Source organism: Pseudooceanicola marinus, assembly GCF_002786295.1.
GTDB classification, from domain to species: Bacteria; Pseudomonadota; Alphaproteobacteria; order Rhodobacterales; family Rhodobacteraceae; genus Pseudooceanicola; species Pseudooceanicola marinus.
In genome coordinates this window covers 71,937-88,394 of sequence record NZ_PGTC01000017.1, presented here as the reverse complement: position 1 = coordinate 88,394, position 16,458 = coordinate 71,937, and the positions used below count along the sequence as shown (strand labels likewise).

Sequence of the window (16,458 nt, the reverse complement as noted above, 5' to 3'; positions counted from 1 at the left end):
ACGGCCTCTCATCGGGGGTCCGGGGCCATGAAAGGGCCGACCACCTTGGCTTCACTTCGGCGAAAATACTCGCGGGGGAGTCCGCCGCAGGCGGGCGGGGGCGGCAGCCCCCTTACCTGTGCTCCAGCTGCAACCAGATGCCCGTGCGGCTGCGCACCGTCAGATGCGCCACCGGCTCTGGCGGGCGCCCGGCAGCGGGCGCGACACGGACCCGACGTAGGATCTCGGCCATCAGCAGCGGCCCCTCCAGCATGGCGAAACCCGCTCCCGTGCAGACCCGGGCGCCCGCGCTGAAGGGAATGAAGGCCTCGCGCAGGCAGCTGCGTCCATTCTCCGTCTGCCAGCGGGCCGGGTCGAAATCATCCGGTTTTTCCCACAGGCGTTCGTGGCGGTGCAGGTGCCAGGGGCTGAGGACGATCTGGCTGCCCTTCGGCACGTCGCGGTCGCGAAAGTGCTCGGGACAGGCCGCCTCCCGCACCATCATCGGCACCGGCGGGTAGAGGCGCAGCCCCTCGCGGAAGACGTCTCGGGTCAGGCGCAGCTTTGCGATATCGGGGAACTCCAGCCCCCCCGCCTGTGCGACCTCCTCCGCCACCCGATCCTGCCATTCGGGGAACAGCGCCAGGAGGTAGAGCGTCCAGCCGAGGGCCGAGGCCGAGGTCTCGTGCCCCGCCAGGAAGAAGATCGCCACCTGGTCCACCATCTCCTCGGTGGTGAAGGTCTCCCCCGTCTCCGGATCGGACGTGGTCATGATCTTGGTGGCCAGATCGTCTGGGGCGGTGCCCGCGGCGATCTCCTCCAGACGCGTCTCGCACAACCCGCGGATCAGGGTGCGGATCTCGGCACCTGCGCGTTTCGCCTCGCGCGGGATAAACCGCGGCATCCAGCGCGGCAGAGGTACGAAGGCCGCCAAGTTCAGGATCGGCTGGGCCCGCTGGTAGTCACGGAAGCGGCGGAAAACGCGGGCGGCGACCTCATGCTCGATGGGGATCGAAAAGAGCGTGCGGAAGATTACGTCGGCGGCGGCGTGGCTGGCCTCCTCCTCTATCTCCACCTCTTGCCCCGCCTGCGCCGCCAGACGGTCCGCACAGGCCAGGGCGGCGGCCTGCATCGCCGGAAAAGTGTCACGCAGCCGCCCGCCTTCAAAGGCTGGGTCGATGATCCGCCGCTGACGTTCCCAGGTGGCGCCATTGGTCAGGAAGACCGAGTTGCCCAGCACCGGGCGCAGCCCCTCGCCCACGCGGTTCGACTTGGGAAAATCGCGGGGGCGATCCTTCAGCACCGTCTTCACCAGCTCCGGCTGGTTCGCCAGGAAGGAGCGGAAGAAGGGCGTGCGGAACTCGGCCATCCAGGCGCGATAAAGGCGCGCGGGCTGTGCCGAGAGAATGTCGGCGCGAAAGAGCTTCGCATAACGCCAGAGCGAGACGCGATGAGGGCGCGACGGGGGCTTCGGCGGTCTCATGACAGGCACCGGAAGCGGTTCACCGCCCGGGTGATCCGGCTTTTCGAGGGCGCGCGCCCGGCGAAGCGGCCGGCCAGCGTTCGGGGGCCGGCAGTGATGCGGAAGTAGTCGTAGTCGCCGGGCCTGTCGAAGGCGCAGAGGTACTGGAAATGCAGCCGGAAGAAACGCCGTTTCAGCTGCTGCCAGCGTTCGGGGCTCAGGGTCTGGGTGAAGGCGGCGGAGATCACCAGAGGCCCGCTCTGGTCCGGCGGCGCGACACCGGTCACGGCCACCGGATCACAGAGCGCGAAGGCGCAGCCGTCGCCCGGCGCAGTCACGTCGAGCCAGAACAGATCGTCGCGGGCCGAGAGGAAGGCCAGGTCGGCGCGCAGGCGTCCCGCGCGCGGCAGGAAGCTGACCATGGGCACGACCTGCCCCAGGGACAGGAAGGACAGCGTCGGGCCATTATCGGGCCGCTCGCCCGCGCGGATCAGGTCCGCCAGGATCGACACCGCCAAATGGGCGCCGGAACTGTGGCCGACCACCAGCACCTCGTCGACCTCGCCCTGAAGGGCCGCGGCGATCTGGGCGCGAAAGGCCTCCATGCGGACCTCCAGCGCGGGCGGGTTGGCGCCGCGGTAGCGGGCCGAGAAGGCGTAATCATGCATCAGGTAATAGGCGAAGAACTTGCCATCCTTGCGCTTGAACCAGCGCAGGATCGCGGCGGCCAGCGCCAGCCCCGCGACGATCCCCGAAACCGGCGCCACGCCCCCTGCCCCGAGCGCCCGCGCGGCTTCGCTGACCAGCACACTCAGGCCCCAGCCGAGGCCCAGGGCCAGCGCCAGTTGCAACAGCAGGAACCCCACCGGATAAAGCGCCGCGATCACCGGCCCCTTGCGTAGCCGCATCAGCCGGAACAGCGCTCCGGTGGAGATATAGGCCCAGGCCGTGCGCAGAAGCTGCAGGTAGGTGGCGGCGATCCCGTGGCCCATGGAGTTGCGCACGATGTCGGACCAGATCAGCACGTCGATCCGTGCCTCGACCTCGGCGTTCTCGATCCTGCCCGTCACCTCCCATCCATAGGGGCCGTCGCCGGCGGTGCGGGCGCGCAGGTCGATCTCGTAGCCCGAGATGCGCGCCTGGTCGGCGCCTTCCTTGCGGTAGAGCTCGCGGTAGCGGCGCGGATGGATCGGGTCGTAGCCGGGTATGTAGAAGACATGACGCCGGCGCACCTGGCCCGGGGGCGCGGCGCAGGTCGTGGGCACGGTTTCGGTGTTGCTGCTCATGTCGCCTCTCCGGGCGCCACGATAGCGAAGGAATCGGGCCGGTGTAAGGCGTTAACCGAGCAGCGCGAGGGCAGGAAAGGTCTCCAGCAGCCAGTAGGAGAAGCGGGAGAAGCCGCCTGTCAGCATCATCAGCCCGATGGTCCACAGCAGCAGGCCCATGACCCGCTCGATCTGTTCCATGTGGCGTTTCATCCAGCCCATGAGGCCGGTCAGCCGCGGCAGGAAAGCCGCTACCAGCAGGAAGGGAATGCCGAGGCCCGCCGCGTAGACCGCCAGAAGCGCCGTGCCCCTCGCCAGCGAGGCCTCCTGCGCCGCCAGGCTGAGAATCGCGCCCAGTTGCGGTCCGATGCAGGGCGTCCAGCCGAAGGCGAAGGCGAGGCCCAGCACATAGGCGCCAAAGGCCGATCCGCCCTGGTCGCCCGCGTCCAGCCGCGCCTCGCGGTCGAGAAAGCCGATGCGATAGACGCCGACGAAATGCGCCCCGAAGATCATCACCACGATGCCGGCCACCACGTTGAACCATTCCTGGTAGCGCAGGAAGACAGTGCCGATGGCCGAGGCCGCGAAACCGAGGAACAGAAAGACGGTCGACAGGCCCAGCACGAAGAACAGCGCCGGCAGAAACGCCCGCGCCCGGGACCCACGCTGGCCCAGCTCGGTCAGGGACACCCCCGACATATAGGCCAGGTAGGGCGGCACGATAGGCAGCACGCAGGGGCTGAGGAAGGAAATGATCCCTGCCACCGCTGCCACCAGCATCGCCGGCAGAAGCGCGGCGTCCATGATCTCGATTCCGAACATGCGACCTGCCTAGCGTCTTCGGCGGGGGCCGTCACCTGCCATCCTGTCACAGGGGCGTGTGGAGGCGGCAAGGGCAGTCTGCGCCCTTCGCCTGCGGTCGGTATCTGGACAGGAGGATCGGGGCGGCCTAGGCAGGCGGGATGAGCGAGATCGTCGAGATAGATGCCCGGGGGCTGCGCTGCCCCCTGCCTGTCCTCAGGGCACAGAAGGCGCTGCGGGCCATGGCGCCCGGGACGGTCCTGCGGCTTCGGGCCGATGATCCCATGGCGCAGATCGACATGCCGCACTTCTGTCGCGAGGCAGGCCATGACCTGCTGATCGCGCGCGAGGAGTCCGACGGCCATCTCTTCGAGATCCGGCGGGGAGTGAGAGCTTGACCACGTCCCCCCAGGCGCGCAGAAACGCCTCATGAGCACGCCCATTCGCAGCATCCGCAACCTTGGCCCGGCCATGGAAACCGCCTTCGGACGGGCCGGGATCACCTCGGCCGAGGCGCTGCGCGAGGCGGGGGCCGATGCGGCCTACCTGGCGGCCCTGCGCGCCGGAATGACGGCGCATTTCGCCGCATATCTATCGCTGGTTATGGGGCTGCAGGGGCGCCCCTGGCAGGATGCGCGGGGTGCCGAGAAGGACGCCCTGCGCGCCCGGTACGAGGCGGTGCGCGCCCGGCTGGAGGATCCAGCGGAGGGAGAGGGTGCCCAGGCCCTGCCTGCCGGACTGCGACGGTTCATGAGCGAGATCGGCCTTGACCGCTGAGGGGCCGGAGGCGGACGCACGGGCCCGCGTCCGGTGCAGAATGGAACTCCCGGCAGCGTTTCGCGTTGTGTCCCTAACGAAGAGACACCGCAATTCGGGAGACCGAGATCATGAGTATGGAACGTACTGACAGTGTGGGTGGCGATATCATCCGCGTCCTCCTGGCCTTCATCCTGCCGCCGCTTGGCGTCTTCTTCCAGGTGGGCCTGGGCAAGCATTTCTGGTTCAGCATCATCCTGACCCTGCTGGGCTGGATCCCCGGCATCATCCACGCGCTCTACATCATCCTGCGCGACTGACATGACAGCGACCGCCGCACAGATCATGGAGGGGCCGAGCCGGGCCGAGGCCCTGGCAAGGCTGCGGCGCCTGGAACGGCTGGCGGACCGGATGGACCGCGCCTTCCGCCTGCCCGGGACGAACATCCGCTTCGGCTGGGATTCTATCGTGGGTCTGCTGCCCGGCATCGGGGATACGGCGGCCCTCGCCCCGGCTGCCTGGATCATCCTGGAAGCGCACCGCATGGGGCTTCCCCGCTACCGGGTGGCGCAAATGGTGGGCAATGCCGGGATCGACTGGATCGTCGGCTCCATCCCACTGTTCGGTGACATCTTCGACGTCGGCTGGAAGGGCAACCTGCGCAACGTCGCCCTGATCCGCCGACACTTGGAAGGCGTGTGAGAACCGAGCCGGCATCAGCGACGAAAAAGCCCCGGCGCATCGCGGCGCCGGGGCTTTCTCATGTCTGGCGATCAGATCGCGTGGTTCAGCCGACCAGTTCGAGACCGGAGAAGTAGAAGGCGATTTCCTCTGCCGCGGTTTCCGGCGCGTCGGAGCCGTGCACGGAGTTCTCACCGACGGATTCGGCAAACTCGGCGCGGACGGTGCCCGGGGCCGCGTCGGCGGGGTTGGTGGCGCCCATCACTTCGCGGTTCTTGGCGATGGCGTTCTCGCCTTCCAGAACCTGCACGACGACCGGCGCGGAGGCCATGAACTCGCACAGCTCACCGTAGAAGGGGCGTTCCTTGTGCACTTCGTAGAACTTGCCAGCCTGGGCTTCGGTCAGCTGGATGCGCTTCTGCGCGATGATGCGCAGGCCGGCATCTTCGAACTTGGCGTTGATCTTGCCGGTCAGGTTGCGGCGGGTGGCGTCGGGCTTGATGATCGAAAGGGTACGTTCGATGGCCATGTCACTGTCCTCTTGTCAGTCGGGCAAGGCGCCCTTGCGCCCCGCCGGTAAAATCCGGGTCCGGGTAGCATGAGGATGGCGCTTTGAAAAGCGTGTATGTGGGCGCTGCGGCCGCCGTGGCAGGGGGGCGCTGCCCCCGGCTCCGCAAGCGGAGCCTCCCCCGGAGTATTTCTGGCCAACGTATAGAAGGAAGGCGCGCGCCTTGGGTCTACTTTGCGCCAAGGCCCTCTTCCACCTCATACGCAGGCCAAAAATACTCCCGCCGGAGGCATCGCCCGGAACGGGCGACGGGCCCCCTGTCCTGTCAGCCCGCGCCGCATGGCGGGCCAAACGGCAGGCGCCGACGCGAAAGCGTGGTTCTTCGCGGCTGCCCTGCGCGCAGCCGATTGACGCCCCCCGCGCCGGGTGTCACAGAGCGTCCATGCTGCGTATCTCCTCCATTTCCTATTCCGTCGCCGGCCGTCCTCTCCTCGAAGAGGCCTCCGCCACCATTCCCGAAGGCCACAAGGTGGGCATCGTCGGCCGCAACGGCACCGGCAAGACCACGCTGTTCCGTCTGATCCGGGGCGAGCTGACCCTGGACGGGGGCGAGATCACCCTGCCCGCCCGCGCCCGCATCGGCGGTGTCGCCCAGGAGGTGCCGGGCAACGAGGTGAGCCTGATCGACACGGTGCTGGCCTCCGACACGGAACGCGCCGCGCTGATGGCAGAGGCGGAGACCGCCACGGACAGCACGCGCATCGCCGACATTCAGACCCGGCTGGCCGACATCGACGCCTGGTCCGCCGAGGGCCGCGCGGCCAGCATCCTCAAGGGGCTGGGGTTCAACGACACGGAACAGCAGATGCCCTGCTCCGCCTTCTCGGGCGGCTGGCGGATGCGCGTGGCGCTGGCGGGCGTGCTCTTCGCCCAGCCTGACGTGCTGCTTCTGGACGAACCGACCAACTATCTCGACCTCGAAGGCGCGCTCTGGCTGGAAAGCTACCTGGCCAGCTACCCGCACACGGTACTGGTCATCTCCCACGACCGGGGCCTGCTGAACCGCGCCGTGGGCCATATCCTGCACCTGGAAGACAAGAAGCTGACCCTTTACACCGGCGGCTACGACACCTTCGCCAAGACCCGCGCCGCCAAGATCGCTGTGGCCGAGGCCGAGGCCAGCAAGCAGGAGGCGCGCCGCGCGCACCTGCAGAGCTTCGTCGACCGGTTCAAGGCCAAGGCCTCCAAGGCCAAGCAGGCCCAGTCCCGCGTCAAGGCGCTGGAGAAGATGACGCCGATCACCCGCCCGCAGGAAGCGGCGATGCGTCGGTTCAGCTTCCCCCAGCCCGAGGAGCTGTCGCCGCCGATCCTGAAGACCGAGGGTGTCTCGGTCGGCTATGACGGCAAGGCGGTGTTGCGGAACCTGGACCTGCGGATCGACCAGGACGACCGGATCGCCCTGCTGGGCCGTAACGGCGAGGGCAAGTCGACCCTGTCGAAGCTGCTGTCGGGCCGGCTGGAGGCCATGGACGGCGATATCGTCAAGAGCTCGAAGCTTCGGATCGGGTTCTTCGCCCAGCACCAGGTCGAGGAGCTGCACCTGGACGAGACCCCCATCGACCACGTCCGGCGCGAGCGTCCGAACGAGGCGCCGGCGCAACTGCGCGCGCGGCTGGCGGGCTTCGGCGTGGGGGCGGAACAGGCGGAAACGCTGGTCGGCAAGTTGTCCGGCGGACAGAAGGCGCGGCTGTCGCTGCTGCTGGCGACGCTGGATGCGCCGCATATGCTGATCCTCGACGAACCGACCAACCACCTGGATATCGAAAGCCGCGAAGCCCTGGTGGAGGCGCTGACCGATTACACCGGCGCCGTGATTCTGGTCAGCCACGACATGCACCTGTTGTCGCTGGTGGCCGACCGGCTGTGGCTGGTGAAGGACGGCCGCGTGGCACCCTACGAGGGCGACCTGGAAAGCTACCGCCAGCTTTTGCTGCAGGGCAACAAACCTGCGGAGAAAGAAAAGAAGGAGGCGGCGAAGCCCAAGCCGAAGCGCCCGTCGCGCGATCAGGTGCTGGCCCTGCGGTCCGAGGCGCGCAAGTGCGAGGACCGGGTGAAGAAGCTGGAGGAGATGGCCGACAAGCTGTCGAAAAAGCTGTCGGACCCCGCGCTTTACGAGGACGGCAAGGCCGGCGAGCTGGAGGTCTGGAACAAGAAGTACGCCGAGGTCCGCGACGCCATGAACAAGGCGGAAACCCTCTGGATCAGCGCACTGGAAAAACTGGAGGCGGCGGAGGCCTGACGCCGGGTGGCGGCTTGCCCCGCCGCCCGGCCCCTGACATCCTGCGTGGACCAAAGGGGAGAGCATCTTGGACAGCGCCTTTCTGATCACTGCCTTCGTCACGCTATTCGTGATCATCGACCCCATCGGGCTGACGCCGATCTTTGCGGCGCTTACCCAGGGGCAGACGGCGCGGCGGCGGCGCGAGATCGCGCTGCGTGCCTGCGTGATCGCCTTCGGCATCCTGGCGGTCTTCACCGTCTTCGGCGAACAGGTGCTGGGATTCATCGGGATCTCGATGCCCGCCTTCCGCATCGCGGGCGGGATGCTGCTGTTTCTCACCGCGCTGGACATGCTGTTCGAACGCCGTACCAAGCGGCGGGAGGATCAGAGCGAGGCAGCGGAAGCCGAACACGACAGCCACCCCGAGGATGAGGCCGACCCTTCGGTCTTTCCCATGGCCATCCCGCTGATCGCGGGACCCGGTGCCATCGCCACGGTGATCCTGCTGGCCGGGCAGAACCCCGGCTGGGCCGGGCTGGGCCTGACGCTGGCGGTGACGCTGGTGGTGGTCGCGGCGGTTTTCGTGCTGGCGCTGACCGCGGGCCTGCTGGAACGTCTGCTGGGGCGCACCGGCATCAACGTTGTGACCCGCCTTCTGGGCATGCTGCTGGCAGCGCTGTCGGTGCAGTTCGTCCTCGACGGGCTGAAGGCCTTCGGTTTCGCGGCCGGTGCCGGGTGACAGCGGCGCCCTGCCCCCCTATATCCAGCCTATGAGCAGTATCGACATCGGTAACCTGGCCTATCTCGGGCTGATGCTGGCCGCCATTGGCGGCTATTTCTTCGTCTCGAACCGCGACCGGATCGGACAGATGGCGCGCCATGCGGTGCTCTGGGCGCTGATCTTCGTCGCGGTGATCGCCGGGATCGGGCTGTGGGATCAAGTTCGCACCACGATCCGCCCGGCGCAAACTGTGGCCGAGAGCGGGCGCCAGATCACCCTGCCACAACAGGCCGACGGGCATTATTACGCCCGGCTGGAGGTCAACGGCGAACCAATGACCTTCCTTGTCGACACCGGCGCCACCGACGTCGTGCTGACCCGTGAGGCCGCGCGGGCGGCGGGGATCGACATGGATCGGCTGATCTACTCGGGCCGCGCGGGCACGGCCAACGGCACGGTGCGCACGGCGCCCGTGCGGCTGGAGTCGGTGACCCTGGGCGGGGTCACGGATCGCGATGTGCGCGCGATGGTCAATGAAGGCGAACAGGACATGCCGCTTCTGGGCATGTCCTACCTGTCGCGCTTTTCCCATATCGAGATCGCCGGCGGCGCCCTGCGCCTGACGCGGTGATCCGCATGGCCTGCCCGGCGGATCACTCCGCTGCGGAGGTCTCGGTATCCTCGATCCGGGCGTAGCGCGAGCCCGCGCGGTTGGTGGTCACCACGTTCAGGCTCTTCAGCTTGCGGTGCAGCGCGCTTCGCTCCATTCCGACGAACTGGGCGGTCTTCGAGATGTTGCCGCCGAAGCGGTTGATCTGCGTCAGCAGATATTCTCGTTCAAACGCCTCGCGCGCCTCGCGTAGGGGCAGCATGGCCAGGGCGCCGGACATCACCACGCGGCTGTCGCCGTCGCCCGGGCGTTCCTCGTCGGCAGGCACCTCGGCCACGTCGATCGGGGCCGTGCCCTCGCCCAGGATCAGGATCCGTTCGATCACGTTGCGCAGCTGGCGCACGTTGCCCGGCCAGGTCAGCGTCTGCATCAGCGCCGCCGCCTCGTCCGACAGCGCCCGGTTGGGCAGGCCCTGGGTGCGGTGCAGCGTCTCGATGAAATGGGCGGCCAGAAGCGGGATGTCCTCGCGCCGCTCCGCCAGGGCCGGCACGGCGACCGGCACGACGTTCAGCCGGTGATAGAGCTCCTGCCGGAAGTTCCCTGCGGCGATCTCCGCCTCCAGGTCGCGGGAGGTCGAGGACAGCACCCGCAGGTCCACCTTGATCTTCTCCGCCCCGCCGACGCGCAGGAACTGCTGATCGACCAGCACGCGCAGGATCTTCGACTGCGTGCCGTTCGGCATGTCCGCCACCTCGTCGAGGTAGACGATGCCGCCGTCTGCCTGCTCCAGGAGCCCCGGCTCGATCCCCCGGTCGCTGCTTTCGCGCCCGAAGAGGACCTCTTCCATCCGGTCGGCTTCGATCTGGGCACAGTTGACCACGACGAAGGGCGCATCGGCGCGGGCGGAATTGACGTGAACATAGCGCGCCGCCACCTCCTTGCCCGACCCGGACGGGCCGGTCAGCATGACGCGGCCGTTGGATTTCGTGACCTTGTCGAGCTGGCTGACCATGGCGCGGAAGGCGGCCGAGGTACCGATCATCTCCGCCGCTTCACCGCCGCCACGTTTCAGCGCCGAATTCTCGCGCCGCAGGCGGCTGGTTTCCATGGCCCGGCGGATGACCACCAGCAGCTGGTCGATGTTGAACGGCTTCTCGATGAAGTCGTAGGCGCCCTGCTTGATCGCCGCGACCGCCAGTTCGATGTTGCCATGCCCGGAGATGATGATGATCGGCACATCGGGGTAGTCCCGCTTCACCGTCTTCAGGATGTCGATGCCATCCATCTGGCTGTCCTTAAGCCAGATATCCAGGATCATTAGCGCCGGCGCCTCTTCGGTCACCTCGCCCATGCATTCATCGGAATTGGCCGCCATGCGGGTGGCATAACCCTCGTCCTGCAGGATGTCCGAGATCAGTTCGCGGATATCGCGCTCGTCATCCACAATGAGAATATCGCTCATCTTGTCCTCTTGCCTGTCATTCGGCGGCCTCCGGCAACGGCTGCAGCTGCAACCGGACCACGGCCATGGCCCCGCGATGCGCCCCATCCCCAAAGGGCGCCGCGTCTTCAAGGCTCAAGGTGCCGCCGTGTTCTTCAATGATCTTCTTCACGATGGGCAGGCCGAGACCCGTGCCCTTGTCCCGTGTCGTCACGTAGGGTTCGAACAGCCGCGCCCGGTCCTCCGGCAGGCCGATCCCATTGTCGGCGATGCGGATTTCGGCCACGGGCTGGCCGCTCTGGTCTTCCCGCGTCAGGCTGACGCGGATTTCGGGGGACCAGCCATCGGGGGCCCCGCGTTCGACAAGGCTCTCGGTCGCCTCGCCGGCATTCTTGATGAGGTTGGTCAGCGCCTGACTGATCATCGTCGCATCCAGTTCGGCCCGCAGCTGCTCCTCCGGCAGATCGGCGGAGATCGCGACCTGCGGCTGGCCGGATTGCTGCAACAGGACCGCCCCGCGCAGCAGCTCCGTCAGGTCCTCGTCGCGGCGGGTCGGTTCCGGCATGCGGGCGAACTTGCTGAATTCGTCGACGATGCGGCGCAGGTCGTCGGTCTGGCGCATGATCACCTGGGTCAGGCTGTCCAGATCCGCGTCCAGCGGCGGTTCCAGGTGACGACCGAACTTGCGCTTGATGCGCTCCGCCGACAGCTTGATCGGGGTCAGCGGATTCTTGATCTCATGGGCGATGCGCCGGGCCACGTCCCCCCAGGCCGCCATCCGCTGCGCCGACACGAGGTCGGTCACGTCGTCGAAGGCCACCACGTAGCCCTCGCGCTTGCCCTTGGCATTGCGCCGCGTGGACATGCGCACCAGCAGGTTCTCCAGCCGGCCGTTGCGGCTGACCTTGATCTCTTCCTGAACGACCTGACCGCGGCTCTTGCGCAGCGTGTCGAAGAGCGGTCCGAACTCCGGCACCGCGACCGACAGGGGTCGCGCCTCGTGCTGCTCGTCCCAGCCCAGCAGGGTCTCGGCGGAGCGGTTGACGAAGGTGACCCGCCCCTCGACATCCAGCCCGACCACCCCGGAGGTGACGGAGCTGAGGACGGAATCGAACAGCCGCCGCCGCGCCTCGATCTGGGCGGTATTCTCCAGCAGCTCCTCGCGCTGGCTCTTCAACTCGCGGGTCATCTGGTTGAAATAGCGAGAGAGTTGCGAGAACTCGTCGTTGCCGCTTTCCTCGTAGACACGCACGTCCAGATCGCCGCTGCCGACCTGCTGTGCGGCCGAGGTCAGGCGCCCCACGGGCCGCGACAGCCGTTCGGCGAACCACAGGCCTAGCCAGATCGCCGCCAGGATCAGGATCACCGCGAACCCTAGGTACAGAAGCGCGAATTCGAACAGGACCCGACCGCGTTCATTCTCCAGCTGCTGGTAGAGCTGCACCGTCTCCTGCGTGTCGTCGAGAAGGTTCAGGATGGACCCGTCGACGGCCCGGGTGACATAGAGCATCCGGTCGGCGAAGCGGCGCAGCGGGACCAGGGCGCGGAACTCGTTGTTGTCCCAGTCCTTGATGATGGCGATGCCCTCGTCCCGGGCGATCTGGAACTGTTCCGGCGTGGGCTGTTCGTAGTTGAAGAGATAGCTGCGTTCGCCGCGCGCCCGGATCTCGCCCGTGCCGTCGATCACGTAGGCTTCTTCCAGGCCGCGCTGGATCTGCGACTGCCCCGAGGACAGGGCCTGGCGCAACTCGCCGTCGCCGACGAAGAAATCCGCATCGCGGATCGAGTCGAGCGCCGCGCCCAAGATCTGCGCGTCCTGCGCCAGGTCCTGCTGGTGCTCTTCTTCATAGGCGCGGGCGGCGGCCAGCGAGGTGCCGACCACCTCCCGCACCCGGTCGGAAAACCAGCCTTCAAGTCCGATGTTGATGGTCAGCGCGGCGAAGATGGCGACGGAAACCGTCGGGATCAGCGCCATCAGGGTGAAGACCCCGGTCAGCCGCAGGTGCAGGCGCGAGCCTGCCGATTGCGCCCGCCGCGCCGCGATCATCCGCGCCACGCGCTGTGCCACCAGGGCGGCCACGACCATTACGTAAACGAAATCGGCCAGCAGGATCAGCCGCAGCGACATGGAAGAGCCGCCCTGATCGAGCGGCCCCAGCACAAGGAAGGTGGACAGCACCAGAACCGGCCCCAGAAGCACCAGCCCGAGGGTGGCGATATTCTGCACACGGCGTTGTCGACGCAGGCGCGTCAGCCGGTTCCAGTTCAATTGTCGTGCCCGAGAGGCCACAGGCCACTCCCACCCTGATGTGGCGCACGTTGGCGCCAACGCCATATATAGTGGCTCTGCCGAGGGTTTGTCCCCTGACGGCCACGGTTCTGTGGCGTTTTTACATCAACTTCCGACGGCGTGTCACGCGAATATCCAGATCGGTGATTTTCTTGCGCAGGGTATTGCGGTTGATGCCAAGCAGGTCGGCGCATTTCGCCTGGTTTCCGCCCGTGGCCTCCAGCGCGATCTCGATCAGCGGTAGTTCGACCTCCTTCAGGATCCGGGCATAAAGACCCGGCGGCGGCAGCATGTTGCCATGCAGGTCGAAATAGCGGCGCAGGTGGCGCGCGACGGAGCCCGACAGCTTCTCGCTCTCGCCCTGCCCGCCCAGAAGCGGCTCGGTCTCGGGCTGGTTGCCCAGCACGCTTTCGACCTCGGTGCGGCTGATCTCGTCGGTGCGCGCGGTCAGCACCAGGCGGCGGATCGCATTCTCCAGCTGGCGGACGTTGCCGGGCCAGGAATAGGTGCGCATCATCTCCAGCGCGTCCTCGGCGAGGTAGCGGCGCATGGCGCCTTCGCGTTCGGCCCGTTGCAGGAAGTGGTCCACCAGCAGCGGGATGTCATCGACCCGTTCACGCAGGGCGGGCACGTTGATGGTGGCCCCGGTCAGGCGATAGAACAGGTCCTGGCGCAGCCGCCCCTCCTCCATCGCGCGGTTCAGATCGGTCTGGGAAGTCGCCATGAAGCGTGGCAGCGTGTCCGCGGGGCCGTCCATCATGCGCACGATGCGGGCCTGCACCTCGCCGTCGATATCCGCGATCTCGTCGAACAGCACCGTGCCGCCCTTGGCCCGCGCCAGGATCCGGGCCGGCCCCTCAAGGTCCTGCATGTCGGAGGCGGAGACCGCGACGAAGGGCAGATTGCGGCGGTCGCTGAAGTCGTGAATGGCCTTGGCAATCAGGGACTTGCCCGTGCCGCTTTCCCCCGCGATCAGTACCGGCAGATCGGTATTCATCACCCGCGCGACAAGGCGGTAGAGCGCCTGCATCGACGGCGTGCGCCCGACCAAGGGCAGCTCGTCGGGCCGTTCCTTGGTCTCGTCCCCGCCTGCGCCCTTGGCCGGCATCCGCTGGCGCTGTTCCAGCGCGCGGGCGGTGCGTTTCATCAGGTCCGGCAGGTCGAAGGGTTTTGGCAGGTAGTCGTAGGCCTCGGCCTCGGCCGCCTGGATGGCGGTCATGATCGTGTTCTGTGCCGAGATCACGATCACCGGCAGACCGGGCCGGTCCTGGGCGATTTTAGGCAGCATTTCCAAGCCATTGCCGTCGGGCATCATCACGTCCGAGATGACCACGTCGCCCTTGCCTTCCGCGACCCACCGCATCAGCGTGGTCAGCGACGAGGTCGCGTGCACCTTGCAGCCCGCGCGCGTCAGCGCCTGGGTCAGAACCGTGCGGATCGTGCGGTCGTCATCTGCAACCAGAACCGTGCCATCCATCACTCAGTCTCCTTCTCAAGGACGTCTTTCGGGGCCCGCGGCAGGGAGATGCGGAACACCGTCTTGCCCGGAACCGAGGTGACGGAAATCCATCCCTCGTGATCCGAGATGATCTTGCTGACCAGCGCGAGGCCCAGCCCCGTGCCGTTTTCCCGTCCCGACACGAAGGGATCGAAGATGTCGCCGGCAATGTCTTCCGGCAGGCCGGGGCCGTCGTCCTCGATCTCGATCTGCAGCGGCAGGCTCTTGCCCGTGCCATCGGCGCGCCGCAGGCGGAAGGAATGTTCGAAATAGGTATGCAGCCGGATGCGCCCGCCCTCGGGTCCGGCCGCCTGGGAGGCGTTCTTCAGCAGGTTCAGGATCACCTGCAGAAGTTGGTCCGGGTCGCCGTAGGCCTGGGGCAGCGAAGGGTCGTATTCCTCGACGATCTTCATGTTGGCGCCGAAACCCAGCAGGGCCGATCGACGCGCGCGGTCCAGCACGTCGTGCAGGTTCACCGCCTTCAGGTTGGGCATGGTCAGGTTGCCGAACTGTTCGACCTGCTCCAGCAGCTTCACGATGCGGCGGCTTTCGCTGACGATCAGGTCCGTCAGCTCCATGTCCTCCTTGGAGAGGTTCATCGACAGCAGCTGCGCCGCCCCGGTGATCCCCGCCAGCGGGTTCTTGATCTCATGGGCCAACATCTCGGCCATGCCGATGGCCGACTTGGCGGCGGATTTCACGCTGTGATCCTGGGTCATCCGCCCCGCCAGCTCTCGCGGGCTGATGAGGAAGATCATGTAGCCCGCCCGGTCGTTCAGCGGCGAGATCTGCAGATTGCAATGCAGCGGCGCCCGTTCGCCGGTCCCTACGTCCACATCGTTGACGAAAAGCGGCGAGGCGGTGGTGCGGGCGCGCTGGAAGGCCTCTTCCAGCGGGCTGTCGATCATCACCCGTTCCCAGACCTTCTGGCCGCGGATGGACTTGGCCGAGGTGTTCAGGAAACCTTCGGCGGCCGCATTGATCGAGACGATGGCATCCTCGGGATCCAGCAGCAGCGCCGGGACGGGAAGCGAGGCCCATACGGGCGTGTCTTCCACGTCGGCGATGGCGGCGATGGTTTCCTCGGAATCGAACGGGTTGGACCGCGTATTCATGCGGCGCGTACCTCCGGTTGGGCCTGGGGGCGGGGGCCGTCGGCCAGCGCCTCCGGCAGAAGGGAAAGTACCGCCGCCGGGTCGGGCTCGCGCAGGACGCGACCGCGCAGGTCGGCGGGGGTTTCGGCCACGTCCATGTACCAGCCCAAGTGCTTGCGCAGCACCCGGTGGCCCAGGTCGGTGCCATAGAACTCAAGGCCGGCCTCGTAATGGGCGGCGACCATGTCGATGAAGGCGGAAGCCCCCGGCGCCGGACGCGGGGCCCGCCCCGCCAGCAGGTCGCGCAGCTGCGCCAGCAGCCAGGGACGGCCCTGCGCGCCGCGCCCCACCATGATGCCGTCGGCGCCCGACAGGCGCAGCGCGGCCCCGGCGCTGTCGGCATCGGTGATGTCGCCGTTGGCCACCACGGGGATCGACACGGCCTCTTTCACCGCGCGGATCGCGGACCAGTCGGCGCGGCCCTTGTAGAACTGGCATCGGGTGCGCCCGTGGACGACCACCATGCGCACCCCCGCCGCTTCGGCCCGGCGCGCCAGCTCGGGGGCATTGATCGTGTCGTCGTCCCAGCCCAGGCGCATCTTCAGGGTGACGGGCACGGCGACCGCCTCGACCACCGCCTCGACCAGGGTCAGCGCGTGATCCAGATCGCGCATCAGGGCCGATCCCGACAGGCCGCCCACCACCTTCTTCGCCGGACAGCCCATGTTGATGTCGATGATCCGGGCGCCCTGCCCTTCAACCATCCGCGCGGCCTCGCCGATCCAGTAGGTGTCGCGCCCGGCCAGTTGGACCGAGGTGGCGGCGTCGCCGAAGCCCAATTCGGCCCGTTCCCGGGTCCCGGGCTTGGCCTGGACCATCTCCTGGCTTGCCACCATCTCGGACACGACCAGGTCGGCGCCGAACCGGGCCACCAGGTCGCGGAACGGACGATCGGTGATCCCGGCCAATGGGGCCAGGCAAACCGGAGGGTGATCGCTGTGGAAGAGTGCGGTGACGGACATGCCTAAACCTTGAGCAACAGCTTATGCGTTAGACCAGAACTGCGGGGCA

The 16,458-nt window shown here is 67.3% G+C and carries 16 protein-coding genes; 7 read left to right on the top strand and 9 right to left on the bottom strand.

Annotation, left to right across the window (positions count from 1 at the left end; genetic code table 11):
• Nucleotides 1-112: 112 nt before the first annotated feature.
• From CVM50_RS12435 to CVM50_RS12425, 3 genes are read right to left on the bottom strand one after another with little or no spacing between them, the layout of a single operon-like run.
• Entirely contained in the window at nucleotides 113-1,462 is a 1,350-nt protein-coding gene (locus CVM50_RS12435; RefSeq protein WP_085886740.1) for a cytochrome P450, read from the bottom strand.
• Complete coding sequence (locus tag CVM50_RS12430; RefSeq protein WP_085886739.1) at nucleotides 1,459-2,727, bottom strand: hypothetical protein; 1,269 nt, start codon at nucleotides 2,725-2,727, stop codon at nucleotides 1,459-1,461. Before CVM50_RS12430 ends, CVM50_RS12435 begins: the two co-directional genes overlap by 4 nt.
• Nucleotides 2,728-2,778: 51 nt before the next feature.
• Nucleotides 2,779-3,528: a cytochrome c biogenesis CcdA family protein gene (locus CVM50_RS12425; RefSeq protein WP_085886738.1), complete on the bottom strand. Its 750-nt coding sequence runs from the start codon at nucleotides 3,526-3,528 to the stop codon at nucleotides 2,779-2,781.
• 140 nt (nucleotides 3,529-3,668) lie between these two features.
• On the opposite strand from CVM50_RS12425, the gene CVM50_RS12420 reads away from it, so the two are divergent.
• From CVM50_RS12420 to CVM50_RS12405, 4 genes are all read left to right on the top strand, one after another.
• Nucleotides 3,669-3,905 (top strand): sulfurtransferase TusA family protein, encoded by a 237-nt coding sequence (locus CVM50_RS12420; RefSeq protein WP_085886737.1) that lies wholly within the window; start codon nucleotides 3,669-3,671, stop codon nucleotides 3,903-3,905.
• 31 nt (nucleotides 3,906-3,936) lie between these two features.
• Entirely contained in the window at nucleotides 3,937-4,284 is a 348-nt protein-coding gene (locus CVM50_RS12415; protein WP_085886736.1) for a TfoX/Sxy family DNA transformation protein, read from the top strand.
• Between the two features lie 116 nt (nucleotides 4,285-4,400).
• Entirely contained in the window at nucleotides 4,401-4,583 is a 183-nt protein-coding gene (locus CVM50_RS12410; RefSeq protein ID WP_200814175.1) for a YqaE/Pmp3 family membrane protein, read from the top strand.
• Between the two features lies 1 nt (nucleotide 4,584).
• Entirely contained in the window at nucleotides 4,585-4,965 is a 381-nt protein-coding gene (locus CVM50_RS12405) for a DUF4112 domain-containing protein (protein ID WP_232618236.1), read from the top strand.
• Nucleotides 4,966-5,050: 85 nt separating this feature from the next.
• Here the strand turns inward: CVM50_RS12405 and ndk are convergent, their stop codons facing one another.
• Nucleotides 5,051-5,473, bottom strand: a complete 423-nt coding sequence (ndk, locus tag CVM50_RS12400; protein ID WP_085886734.1) for a nucleoside-diphosphate kinase — start codon at nucleotides 5,471-5,473, stop codon at nucleotides 5,051-5,053.
• Nucleotides 5,474-5,894: 421 nt separating this feature from the next.
• On the opposite strand from ndk, the gene abc-f reads away from it, so the two are divergent.
• The 3 genes from abc-f (at nucleotide 5,895) to CVM50_RS12385 (ending at nucleotide 9,085) form a co-directional block, all read left to right on the top strand.
• On the top strand, nucleotides 5,895-7,751 hold the full coding sequence (gene abc-f, locus CVM50_RS12395) for a ribosomal protection-like ABC-F family protein (protein WP_085886733.1): 1,857 nt from the start codon (nucleotides 5,895-5,897) through the stop codon (nucleotides 7,749-7,751).
• A gap of 67 nt (nucleotides 7,752-7,818) precedes the next feature.
• Nucleotides 7,819-8,472 carry a MarC family protein gene (locus CVM50_RS12390; RefSeq protein ID WP_198431896.1) on the top strand — a complete coding sequence of 218 codons (654 nt, stop codon included), beginning with the start codon at nucleotides 7,819-7,821 and terminating at the stop codon, nucleotides 8,470-8,472.
• A 31-nt stretch (nucleotides 8,473-8,503) separates the two neighbouring features.
• Complete coding sequence (locus CVM50_RS12385) at nucleotides 8,504-9,085, top strand: retropepsin-like aspartic protease family protein (protein ID WP_085886731.1); 582 nt, start codon at nucleotides 8,504-8,506, stop codon at nucleotides 9,083-9,085.
• Between the two features lie 22 nt (nucleotides 9,086-9,107).
• Here CVM50_RS12385 and ntrX read toward each other — a convergent pair whose 3' ends face one another.
• Genes ntrX through dusB form a run of 5 tightly spaced genes read right to left on the bottom strand, consistent with a single transcriptional unit; the run spans nucleotide 9,108 to nucleotide 16,409 of the window.
• Entirely contained in the window at nucleotides 9,108-10,526 is a 1,419-nt protein-coding gene (ntrX, locus tag CVM50_RS12380; RefSeq protein ID WP_085886730.1) for a nitrogen assimilation response regulator NtrX, read from the bottom strand.
• Nucleotides 10,527-10,542: 16 nt separating this feature from the next.
• On the bottom strand, nucleotides 10,543-12,840 hold the full coding sequence (locus tag CVM50_RS12375) for a sensor histidine kinase NtrY-like (protein ID WP_085886729.1): 2,298 nt from the start codon (nucleotides 12,838-12,840) through the stop codon (nucleotides 10,543-10,545).
• 55 nt (nucleotides 12,841-12,895) lie between these two features.
• Nucleotides 12,896-14,272, bottom strand: a complete 1,377-nt coding sequence (locus tag CVM50_RS12370) for a response regulator (RefSeq protein ID WP_085886728.1) — start codon at nucleotides 14,270-14,272, stop codon at nucleotides 12,896-12,898.
• Nucleotides 14,272-15,408, bottom strand: a complete 1,137-nt coding sequence (locus CVM50_RS12365; RefSeq protein ID WP_232618235.1) for a two-component system sensor histidine kinase NtrB — start codon at nucleotides 15,406-15,408, stop codon at nucleotides 14,272-14,274. Before CVM50_RS12365 ends, CVM50_RS12370 begins: the two co-directional genes overlap by 1 nt.
• Complete coding sequence (dusB, locus tag CVM50_RS12360; protein ID WP_085886727.1) at nucleotides 15,405-16,409, bottom strand: tRNA dihydrouridine synthase DusB; 1,005 nt, start codon at nucleotides 16,407-16,409, stop codon at nucleotides 15,405-15,407. Before dusB ends, CVM50_RS12365 begins: the two co-directional genes overlap by 4 nt.
• Between the last annotated feature and the right edge of the window lie 49 nt (nucleotides 16,410-16,458).